The sequence below is a fragment of the Pantoea sp. SORGH_AS_0659 genome (assembly GCF_031453915.1).
Classification (GTDB): Bacteria; Pseudomonadota; Gammaproteobacteria; order Enterobacterales; family Enterobacteriaceae; genus Pantoea; species Pantoea leporis.
Genome location: NZ_JAVJAK010000001.1, coordinates 3,859,801 through 3,871,143 on the forward strand (window position 1 = coordinate 3,859,801; position 11,343 = coordinate 3,871,143).

9 protein-coding genes are annotated in these 11,343 nt (G+C 57.0%); 3 read left to right on the forward strand and 6 right to left on the reverse strand.

Annotated elements, in window-relative coordinates; translation table 11 throughout:
- Positions 1-46: 46 nt before the first annotated feature.
- On the reverse strand, positions 47-1,171 hold the full coding sequence (locus Q3H59_RS18240) for an ROK family transcriptional regulator (RefSeq protein WP_280172364.1): 1,125 nt from the start codon (positions 1,169-1,171) through the stop codon (positions 47-49).
- 18 nt (positions 1,172-1,189) lie between these two features.
- Positions 1,190-2,068, reverse strand: a complete 879-nt coding sequence (locus tag Q3H59_RS18245; RefSeq protein ID WP_280172363.1) for a BadF/BadG/BcrA/BcrD ATPase family protein — start codon at positions 2,066-2,068, stop codon at positions 1,190-1,192.
- Positions 2,069-2,335: 267 nt separating this feature from the next.
- Here Q3H59_RS18245 and Q3H59_RS18250 point away from each other — a divergent pair, with 267 nt between their 5' ends.
- The gene (locus tag Q3H59_RS18250) at positions 2,336-3,496 is read left to right on the forward strand and encodes a Gfo/Idh/MocA family protein (RefSeq protein ID WP_280172362.1); all 1,161 of its coding nucleotides are present in this window, start codon (positions 2,336-2,338) and stop codon (positions 3,494-3,496) included.
- Between the two features lie 64 nt (positions 3,497-3,560).
- On the opposite strand, the gene Q3H59_RS18255 is transcribed toward Q3H59_RS18250, so the two are convergent.
- Positions 3,561-4,799: an MFS transporter gene (locus Q3H59_RS18255; protein ID WP_309836203.1), complete on the reverse strand. Its 1,239-nt coding sequence runs from the start codon at positions 4,797-4,799 to the stop codon at positions 3,561-3,563.
- Between the two features lie 419 nt (positions 4,800-5,218).
- Here Q3H59_RS18255 and Q3H59_RS18260 point away from each other — a divergent pair, with 419 nt between their 5' ends.
- Positions 5,219-5,818, forward strand: a complete 600-nt coding sequence (locus Q3H59_RS18260) for a hypothetical protein (RefSeq protein WP_309836205.1) — start codon at positions 5,219-5,221, stop codon at positions 5,816-5,818.
- 284 nt (positions 5,819-6,102) lie between these two features.
- Complete coding sequence (locus Q3H59_RS18265) at positions 6,103-8,493, forward strand: glucose/quinate/shikimate family membrane-bound PQQ-dependent dehydrogenase (RefSeq protein WP_309836207.1); 2,391 nt, start codon at positions 6,103-6,105, stop codon at positions 8,491-8,493.
- Positions 8,494-8,574: 81 nt separating this feature from the next.
- Here Q3H59_RS18265 and Q3H59_RS18270 read toward each other — a convergent pair whose 3' ends face one another.
- The 3 genes from Q3H59_RS18270 to Q3H59_RS18280 form a co-directional block, all read right to left on the reverse strand.
- Entirely contained in the window at positions 8,575-9,786 is a 1,212-nt protein-coding gene (locus tag Q3H59_RS18270; protein WP_277974416.1) for an MFS transporter, read from the reverse strand.
- 112 nt (positions 9,787-9,898) lie between these two features.
- On the reverse strand, positions 9,899-10,789 hold the full coding sequence (locus tag Q3H59_RS18275; RefSeq protein WP_309836209.1) for a LysR family transcriptional regulator: 891 nt from the start codon (positions 10,787-10,789) through the stop codon (positions 9,899-9,901).
- A gap of 122 nt (positions 10,790-10,911) precedes the next feature.
- Positions 10,912-11,280 carry a helix-turn-helix domain-containing protein gene (locus Q3H59_RS18280; RefSeq protein WP_101762352.1) on the reverse strand — a complete coding sequence of 123 codons (369 nt, stop codon included), beginning with the start codon at positions 11,278-11,280 and terminating at the stop codon, positions 10,912-10,914.
- Between the last annotated feature and the right edge of the window lie 63 nt (positions 11,281-11,343).

Sequence of the window (11,343 nt, forward strand, 5' to 3'; positions counted from 1 at the left end):
TAAATCGCGCCGCGACAGAATGGGCGGGGATTTATCGCGTGATTCATTATTGCGGTGCGATCTCTTCATCGGCCTGTGCGGCCAACAAATCCAGCAGCTTATTCACCGCAAACCCGGCCGCGCCCTGCGCCCACATGCGGTTGGATTCCGTAAGGAACTGCAGCGGCGTCATGTGCGGCGTCAGCTTCAAACGGTAGGTCTGAAAACTCTGCGTAACGTGGTCGAGCAGAATGCGCGAAGCCATTTGCGGCTCCATCGCCAGATATACTACGTCCGGATCGTAGGCCACCGACAGATTCGCCAGCGACATCCCCAGATGCTGCCCGGCCTCGGCCAGCGCGCTCAGCACCTCCGGCGTTGGACGCACATCGAGATCGCGCAGCGTATGCGGCACCTCTTCTTTGGTGGTGGCCGCCACGCGCTGCAGAATCGCCTGCGACGACGCCACATCCTCCAGCAGACGCTCAGAACCATCGCCCAGCAGCGACACGCCAATCTCCCCAGCTTTGCCGTGACGACCACGATAAAGCTGGCGATCGAGCAGAATCCCCGCGCCGATGCCTTTGCCGAACGTAGCTATCACCGCCGACTGCGCATGACCGAGCTGACCAAACACCAGCGCCGCCATCGCCAGCGCGTTGGCATCATTTTCAATAAATACCGGCAGCGAGAAGCGCTCTTCCAGCAGACGGGCAATCGGCACGTTATCCCAGCCCAGCGCGCGTGACAGCACGCAAACGCCATTGCTGGCATCGACCAAACCCGACAGCGCCAGACCAATCGCCCCAACCTTTTTGCCCTCAACGCCACGCAAAAACTTCGCCAGCGCATCGCCGAGCTGTTTGGGCGTCATCGCGCCGGAAGGAATTTGCTGCTCGCCGATGATGTTGCCGCTGAGATCGGTCAGCACCATCAGGTTGCGTTCGGCATTAAGCTGAATCCCCACCACGCTGGCGTGATCCGGATTGAGGCCGAGCAGCGTTTTGGGCCGCCCCATTGAGACGCGACGTAGCCCCAGCTCCTGCACGATGCCGCCGGTCAGCAGACGATTGGTGGCTTGCGACACCGTCGACATGCTCAGGCCGCTGCGCACTTTGAGATCGGATTGACTAATAGGCGCATTTTCGACAATCAGCCGCAGAATGCGCGCGGTTACGTTGGGAGCGCTCATGAGCCTCTTTATCTGAAGTTAAGCGGGAAGTTTCAGGCTGAACTGCATGGCCAGGCGAAGCGCACCGCTTAGGGCATCGCCCTGCGGCGGCACCAGCAGCGCGGCGATATCCGCCGGTAGCCACGCCTGAATGGGCGCGGCTAGTCCGCCCATCAAGGCCAGCTTGCCGTGGCTGCGCGCCAGCAGCGGCTGCACCATCTGCACGATATCCGCGGCGGATTGCTGCACCAGCGCTGTGCCGTGCACATCGCCCTGCTGCGCGGCAGCGAACACCTCAGGCACCACGCGGCCCCAATCAGCGGGTGTCGCCTGTTTCGACCACATCAGCAGCTGTTCCGGGCTGTTTTGATAGCTTGCCATGATGCGCTGCGTTAACGCCGAGGCGGGCACAATCTCTTCGTGCGCCAGCAGCGCCAGCCGTAGCGCGCGTTGGCCGAGAATCGCACCCGAACCGGCATCTGACAGGGCAAAACCCCAGCCGCCGAGCAGCGTGAAGTGCGTGCCATCCCAGGCCGCGCCCTGGCTGCCGGTGCCAATAATAAACACCGCGCCTGGCGCACCGGCGTGCGCACCGGCACAGGCGATTTCGACATCGGTAAACAGATAGCGCGCCTGACAGCGTGGCTGCCAGCTGGCGAGACGGCTTTGCACCGAGGCGACGTTCGCACCCGCCAAACCGGCGACGATCACCGTGCGGTCGCGCGCTTCAACAGGTAAATTCGCCTGCGTAAACAGATCGTCAATGACCTGATCAATGGCCACGATGGCGGCATCAAACTGCGACCAGACGTTAGCGGGACCGCCTTTGGCTTCCGCCAGCAGGCGTCCGGCGCTGTCGGTCAGGCGTCCACGACAGTGCGTACCACCGCCATCAATACCCAGCATTAGTGATTGCACGCGCTTCCTCCTGCCAGCCCGAAACGGTATGACGCTTATAGATGTGCGAAAGATAGGGGAAAAAAACTTAAATCGCAATAATAAATAAATAGGCAATCCGTATAGTTAATTAAAATAGATATAAATCATATAAATAACAATTTTTCACCAATTGAGATCCGCCACACGGATTGACATTAGTTTTTCTGTCGTAATAAGTTAACGGTCAGATTATCAGCAGCCTGACAGGTCGGGCGGCTCAAAGGCAACGGGCTTCAGGGGTACAACATGAAAGTGGGCATTATTGGTCTGGGCTTTCGGCTTTCCCATGTGGTGAAAGAGTTCAACAAAGCCGACACAGCGTTTTCCGTGGTGGGTTATGTCGATCCGGCTCCGGCGGGATTACCGAATCTGCACAGCTTTGGCATCGACGCGGGCACCGCGTTTGCTAGCGTGGATGCGCTGCTGCAACACGGCGGCTTTGATCTGCTGCTGGTGGGTTCGCCGAACTTTATGCACCTTGAACACATTCGTCAGGGCTTAGCGGCGGGCTACACGGTGTTCACCGAGAAGCCGGTGGTGATCAACGAAGAGCAAACCATGGCGATGGCGCAGCTGGTGCAGCAATATGGTCACGAGCGCATTCTGGTCGGCTTGGTATTGCGTTACTCGCCGCTCTATCGCGACCTGCTCACCGCGCGTGATGAAAATCGCCTCGGCGAAATCACCTCAATTGAAGCCACTGAACACATCAAGCCGTATCACGGTGCGTTCTTCCAGCGCGACTGGCGCCGTCTGGAGAAGTACGCCGGCCCGTATATTCTGGAAAAATGCTGCCACGATATCGATCTTTATCAGGGTCTGGTCGGCGAGCGTCCGGTTCGTGTTGCCAGCTTTGGCGGACGCAAAAACTTCACCCCGCAGCACGCGCCTAAAGGTGCGGTAACAGCGCAGTCAGAGGTGTATCACGTTAAACCGAGCGGCTGGTCGAGTACCGATGCGGTGTTTGACGGCGATGCCGACATCGTCGATTACCAAACCGCGCTGATTGAGTATGCCGGTGGCGCGACCCTCGCCTTCCATGCCAACCTTAACGTACCGGATGAGTTCCGCCGCTTCTGCGTGATGGGCACCGATGGCATGGCCGAAGGTGACTTCGTGCGTAACTACTTCCGCGTGCACAACGCGCGCACCGGTGCGCGCGAAGCGGATACTGAGTATGACGGCAACGCCTATGACGGCCATTACGGCGCAGATGCGCTGATGGCTGAAGAGATTGTGAAACACATTACACAGGGAACGCCGCTGAAGGTTTCAGTGGTGGACGCACTGGAAGCGGGCCTCACTGCGATCAAAATCGATGAAGCGCGAAAATCGAAAACCGTGGTGGATATGACGGAGAGTTGGAAAAAATTTGACGCCAACCTGGGGAAAGCAGCAACCGCGTAAGACACGCGCAATAAATTGCGCCGCTACAATCCGTAGCGGCGCGATTCATCGCGCGATGTTGAAGTTAGGTAACGGTTTCGTTTTCCAGCTTCTGCCGCTTACGCAGATGCGGGAAAATCGCCATCCACACGCCCACCACGATCAGCGTGCCGATGCCGCCAATCGCCGCCGCGGGCACTGCGCCCATCCATGCCGCCAGTAAACCTGACTCAAACTCGCCGAGCTGATTCGAGGTATTAATGAAGATGGCGTTGACCGCATTCACGCGGCCACGCATGTCATCCGGCGTATCGAGTTGCACCAGCGCGCCGCGAATCACCATGCTGACCATATCGAAGCCGCCCAACGCCGCCAGCGCGATCACCGACAGCCACAGCTGCGTGGAGAGCGCGAACACCAGCGTCGCCACGCCAAAACCGGCCACCGAGCCGAACATGATCATGCCGACGTTCTTTTCCAGCTTGTGACGACTCAGCCACACGCCAACCAGCAGCGCACCGACCGACGGCGCGCCGCGCAGGATGCCCAAGCCCCACGGCCCGGTATGCAGGATATCTTGCGCGAAGATCGGCAGCAGCGCGGTGGCCCCGCCCAGCAGCACGGCAAACAGATCGAGTGAAATCACGCCGAGCACATCTTTGCGATCGCGGATAAAGCGCACGCCGGCAAACAGGTTCGGCAGATTCATCGGCAAGCGCGCCTGCGGCGGCCGCTCATAGCGCAGTCGGCTCACCAGCACGATGGAGAACAGATAGAACAGCGCCGAGACGCCATACACCACTTCCGGACCGGCGACATAAAGGAAGCCACCGAGCGTTGGGCCGATAATCACCGCCGCCTGTCCGCCCACCGAACTGGCGGCCATGGCGCGCGCCAGAATCGGCGGCGGCACCAGCGCCGGCAGCATCGAGGTAATCGCTGGCCACTCAAGCGCCTTGGCGACGGAGATCAGAAACACCAATCCCCAAATCTCGATCTTGCCCGCCCAGTTCATCAGCGTGAGCGCAACCAGCCCCAGCAGCGCCAGCCACTCAATAAATTGTCCGAGCAATACGATACGACGACGGTCAAGCTGATCGGCCAGATGCCCGGCGGGCAGTGCCAGCAGTACAGAAGGCAGAAACTGCATCAGACCAATCATGCCGAGCGCCATCGCGCTGTGGGTCAGCGCGTAGATTTGCCAGCTGACCGCGACCGAAAACATTTGAAAACCAAACGATGAACAGGTGCGCGCCAGCCAAAAGGCGACAAACGACCTGTGCCGCAGCAATGAATCCTCTGCTGCGGAGACTGGAGAACCCATAGTTTTATCCCATCCTAAACAATTACATCGGTTAGCGTCGTTGCACCAACCTGGTGAAAAGCCACGTTGCGGCTTCCGCTTTATTTTTTCAGGCCACAGAGTGCGGCATCTTACTGAGCCAGGCAATGGCTAGCCGTGCTGTTTAAAAACAGAAGCTTATCCAAAAATTAGCTAAGCATGGAGCTCTTAATATTAGCAGGCTGATGGTTATGAGATGAAAATATCCAAAAGTTTCCCAATATGGCAATAGCCGATTAATTCATCCTGCTCAGCGCCTAATATCTCTCTATCAGTGACAGTTAAAAAAAGGTGATCTTGATAAACAAAACGATCTATATTGACTGTGTTTAGATTTCATTATCCCGCCGTCCTTATAATAATTAAGACGCTCCAGTTAATTAATTTATTCACAGAGATAAATGGAAAACAGTTCTTATAATCCTTATGTTACTGAGCGCATCCATCGCTTCGACGGGGCGCTAGCTGGCGTGTGTTATTCAGCCCCCTTTATGCATTGCGAACAGGAAAACACAGCAATACTTAATGGACACAACATAATTTCGCTGCATAATCAGTTACCGGATACACCCGAATTAATAATCATCCCGTTAACGGGAAATAACCTTATGCGTTTTTTACAGGATCCGGAAATTTATTCCAGCCTGCAGGATGAGAATGTACAGCTGGCAATCAATTATGCCGATTTAGTTCAGCAAGATAGTGCTTTACGTAGGGCCGCAGAGCGTTTCTCATTTTGGCTCTATGATTTGGCACCGCCCGGCACCTGCTGGAAGAATATCGCTGCGTTTCCATTTAGCGGTATTGCGCTGACCGACGAGTTTTTTCACGATAATTATCTCAAGTTCAGCTTTCCTTTTCTGCTGGAATCCTGTCGTGAAAGAGAAGTGGAAGTAATATTACGCACGCCACAGTTAACGTTGCCCGCTGAGCACTATGCGCAACTTAATTTGAGCGGCTGGCAGGAACAACGCACAAGCAGCACGCTGTTTGAAGGGTAAACGTTTACACAATGTGTTGCTCTTAGGTGTTGTGGCCCGATCTAACCGGACATAACACCTTTATTCCCTCATAAAATGTCGCAGTACTTCCCTTCAACGAGTGCAAAGCACTAAAAATATCAAACCCTTTAACGTTTTTAAGATAAAATTTAACGCAAAGGGAACATCTCGCCGCACGGAAAGCGTCGCTCGAACCGTTTCGTTATTTCGTACTCTATGTCGGGAAGCAACCCAACGCGTTGTTTCCTTTTTAGTTTTTAATGGCAAAGAAAGAGGTCAATATTATGGGGAAAGCTTCCTCATCTTTTGGCGTAATCCGTTTTCTCACAGTGCTGTTTGCACTGCTGACGGGCGCGTTTATGCTGGTTGGTGGCGTTTGGTTAGCCGCCATTGGTGGTTCCTGGTACTACGTTATTGGCGGTGTGGTCATGTTGATCACCGCTATTCTGCTGTGGCGCCGTAGCGGCTCAGCATTACTGCTGTACGCATTGCTGCTGTTGGCAACGCTGGTGTGGGGCGTGTGGGAAGTCGGTTTCGACTTCTGGGCGCTGGCACCGCGTACCGATGTGCTGGTGATCTTCGGCATCTGGCTGATTCTGCCGTTTGTGTATCGCGGTCTGAATAATGCCGGCAAAGGCGCTCTGGCGCTGCTGTCAGTGGCGCTGCTTGCCAGCGTGCTGGTGCTGGCGTGGGCGGTATTCCACGATCCGCAAGAGCTGAACGGTGAAATTCCAGCGGCAGCAGCCAATGCTCCGCAGGCACAGCCGCTGAGCAACATCGCTGATGCTGACTGGCCGGCGTATGCGCGTGACCAGCAAGGCACCCGCTTCTCCCCGCTGAAGCAGATCAACACCGGTAATGTGAAAGAGCTGCAGGTTGCCTGGCAGTTCCAGACCGGCGATTTGAAGACGCCAAACGATCCGGGCGAAATCACCGATGAAGTCACGCCAATCAAAATCCGTGACACCCTGTATCTCTGCTCACCGCACCAGATTCTGTTTGCGCTGGATGCCAAAACCGGTAAGCAGAAGTGGAAATTTGATCCGGGCCTGAAGCCGAATCCAACCTTCCAGCACGTGACCTGCCGTGGCGTTTCTTACCACGAAGTGCCTGCTGCGGCCGATGCGGCCAATACCCAACCTGCGCTGTGCTCACGCCGCATTTACCTGCCGGTGAATGATGGCCGCATGTTCGCGCTGGATGCGGAAACCGGTGAACGTTGTGCTGCCTTTGGCAACAACGGTGAACTGGATCTGCAGCACAAGCAGCCGGTATTGACGCCAGGCCAGTATGAGCCGACGTCGCCGCCGGTCATCACCGACACCACCATCGTGGTAGCGGGTGCGGTCACCGATAACTACTCTACCCGTGAGCCGTCAGGCGCCATCCGTGGCTTCGACGTTAACACCGGTAAACTGCTGTGGGTGTTCGATCCGGGTGCCAAAGATCCAAACGCGATTCCAGCGGATGAACACAGCTTCACCATGAATTCACCGAACTCATGGGCACCGGCGGTGTACGATCCGAAACTGGATATCGTTTACCTGCCGATGGGTGTGTCAACGCCAGATATCTGGGGCGGCAACCGCACACCAGAGCAGGAACGTTATGCAAGCAGCGTACTGGCGCTGAACGCCACCACCGGTAAACTGGTGTGGTCGTATCAGACCGTGCATCACGATCTGTGGGATATGGACCTGCCGTCGCAGCCGACGCTGGCCGATATCACGACTAAAGATGGCAAAACCGTACCGGTGATTTATGCACCGGCGAAAACCGGTAACATCTTTGTCCTGGATCGTCGTACCGGTGAGCCGGTTGTCCCTGCGCCGGAAACTCCGGTTCCACAGGGTGCCGCTAAAGGTGACCACGTTGCGCCTACTCAGCCGTACTCCGAACTGACCTTCCGTCCGAAACAGAATCTGACGGACAAGGACATGTGGGGCGCGACGATGTACGACCAGCTGGTATGCCGCGTGATCTTCAAGCGTCTGCGCTATGAAGGTCCGTTCACCCCGCCGTCTGAGCAAGGTACGCTGGTGTTCCCAGGCAACCTTGGCATGTTCGAATGGGGCGGTATCGCAGTTGACCCACATCGTCAGATTGCGATTGCTAACCCAATGGCGCTGCCGTTTGTGTCGAAGCTGGTTCCGCGCGGTCCGGGCAACCCGATCGAGCCACCGGCTGACGACAAAGGCGGTTCAGGCACCGAAACCGGTATCCAGCCACAGTACGGCGTACCGTACGGCGTGGAGCTGAATCCGTTCCTGTCACCGTTTGGTCTGCCATGTAAACAACCGGCGTGGGGCTATGTCTCCGCAGTTGATCTGAAGACCAACGAAACCGTGTGGAAAAAACGCATTGGTACGGTTCGCGATAGCGCGCCAGTGCCACTGCCGTTCAAAATGGGTATGCCAATGCTGGGCGGCCCAATCACCACCGCCGGTAACGTGTTCTTCATTGGTGCCACCGCAGATAACTACCTGCGTGCGTTCGACACCAATACCGGTGAAATGCTGTGGCAGGCACGTCTGCCAGCAGGCGGCCAGGCAACGCCGATGACCTATGAAGTGGATGGCAAGCAGTACGTTGTTATCGCTGCCGGTGGTCACGGTTCGTTTGGCACCAAGCTGGGCGATTATGTGATTGCTTATGCACTGCCTGATGCGAAGTAAGTTTTCGCGTTGAGATAACAAAGCGGGCTTAGGCCCGCTTTTTTTTATATGTAACGGTTGCCATGAATGGCGCCCTACATGTTAGGTTTTACGCAGCACTCGCGCGTTCAGCAATGCGCACAGCGCCATGATCACGCAGGTCGCCAGAAACACCGGACGCATACCAAACGCGCCGCCAATAAAGCCGCCGAACAGCGGACCTGAAACCTGGCCGACATACTGCGCCGAGGTTGAATAACCCAGCATCTTGCCCACCTGCGACTGCGGCACGCTGTGACGAATCAGCGCGGTGACGCACGGCATCAATCCACCCAGCGCCATGCCCATCAGAAAACGCAGCACCACCAATTGCCACGCTTCGCGGATAAACGCCTGCGGGATCAGCAGCAGCGCGCAGGCTATCAGCCCATACACCAGCACGCGACCATGCCCGACGCGATCGGCCAGCCGTCCCAGACGCGGCGCGGAAATAATGCTGCCGAGCGCGGCGGCGGCCATCACCAATCCGGCGGTGACGGTGATGGCGTGATCGCCGTTAACAAACTGGCCGATATACAGCGTGATGATCGGCTCAATCGACATATTGGCGAAAATCAGCAGCATGCCCGACAGCAACATTAGCCGCACCACGGGCAAATTGAGTGACTTCGCATCGTCAGCAATCTTCTGTGGGGTTTTCTTGCCAGAGGAGCGCGGCACCTCTTTCAGCAAAAAGGTGGTTGCGAGGAAGGCGAGGAAAATCACCGCGCCGGTCAGCCAGAAGGTGTGACGAATGCCAATCAGCGGCGGCAATACGCCGCCCAGCAGCGGCCCCACCACGTTGCCGGCCATAATGCCGGATGACAACACGCCGAGCGCCCAGCCGGTTTGTTCTTTAGGCGTTTGCGCCGCCACCAGAATGGTCGATCCCGAAGCGTAGCCGCCGAGCAAACCCGCCAGCAAACGCAGCGCCACCAGCTGCCACGGCGCGGTGGCCATACCAATCAGCGACATGGCAATCGCCATGCCGAGGCTGGCGCGGATCAGCATCAGTTTGCGGCCATAGCGATCGGCCAGTTTGCCCCATAACGGCGCGGTCAGGGCGGCGCTGAGGAAGGTGGCGCCGTAGGCCGCACCCGACCAGCGCGCAATCGCCGCCGGTTCCTGCACGCCAAGTTGCTGCACATAGAGCGGCAGAAACGGCAACAGCAGCGTCATCGCCACAATGGTGCTGAACGAACCCAGCACGCAGACACATAAATTTCGCTTCCAGTGTTGCTGTTCGGGCGCTAACGCGAGTGGAGGTTGCTGCATGGTAATATCCCTGTTTTTTGCTTTTTTAGCAGGCTAACAGTGACGCTGCGCAGAAAACAGAGTAGCGCGGATAATTGCCAGGCGGCGCAGCATTGTTGCCAGATAACAACAATTACGCTGTGCCAAGGGTGTTGATTAACGCATCGCACAGTAAGGTGACCGGCGAAGAGGGTTGCGGCTGCTCTTTCAGCAACAGATAGCTGTGCAGGCGGTCCATTTGCCAATCTGATAGCACCTGCTGGATTTCGCCGCGCGCTAAGGCATCTTGCGTCATATAAGCGGGCAGATAAGCGATGCCGGTGCCCGCCAGTGCGGCATTAAGCAGCGCCATACTGTTGTTGGCGCGGAAACGGCTGTGCACATCCAGCGCCAGGCGCTGTTTATCACGGCGAAACGGCAGCGCGGCGGTGTGCGCGGTGCCGTGAAACAGCAGCAAGTCGTGACGCATCAGGCGGTCGGGATGATCGATGGGCGCATGCGCCGCCAGATAATCTGGCGTGGCGTACAAGCCCCAATCAATGCTGGCGAGTTCACGATAATTGGCCGCGTCGGGCGCACGCGCGCGGATCACAATCGCCACGTCGGCGCTGGGTTGCGGGTCATCGCTGGTGGTGAGGTCGAGATCGACGTTGATGTGAATATGGCGGCGAATAAAGTCATTCAGCGTCGGCACCACGCACTGACAGCCGTAGGTGATCGGCGCCTGCAAGCGCACGTTGCCTGCGGGCAGTTGATGTACCTGCTGCACAAAGGCGTCGGCGCGATGCATCTCTTCCAGCATGCGCACGCAGAACGGATAGTAGGCCTGGCCGAGCTCCGTCAGCACCACTTTGCGCGTAGTGCGCTGCAACAGCTTGATGCCGAGGCGCACTTCCAGCCGCGCCACTTCACGGCTGACGTGCGATTTGGAGACGCCTAAGGTGCGTGCGGCTTCGCTAAAGCTTTGCCGTTCCACGACGCGTGCAAACAGCATCATGGCGGAGAGATTGTCGCTGTTATCCATGTTCTCTGGCAGTTAAGAGAGTGAGAACAGCAGCTTAAAAGCAAAAGGCGTCATTAGTCCATCAGCGTACATTTCGTAGCGGCGCGATGAATTGCGCCGCTACGAATGCGCATAGGCATACATCAACTCGCCATCGCCAATGGGAACAATAAACGATCCGGCTCAACGCGACGCTGGCGGCGCAGCTGGCCTGGCGTCACCATGAAGTAGTTTTTGAAGGTGCGAGTATAAGCCTGCTGCGTATCGAAGCCGTAACTCATCGCCACCTGCAAAATCGCCTCATCGCTGTTAATCAGCGTCAGCGCAGATTCGGTTAACCGGCGCTGGCGAATGTACTCGGCCAGTGAAAAGCCGGTGTGCTGACGGAACAGACGTTGCAGATGCCAGCGGGAGTATCCCGAGCGGCGTGCGACTTCATCCAGATGCAGATCGTGCCCTAAGTTATTCTCTATCCAGTCCAGCAAACTACGGATAAATTCGCGCTGATTCATGGGATTCTCCTGCGTTGGCAATATGTCCAGTGCCGCCACAATAGCGCGTTAAATTTATCCCTT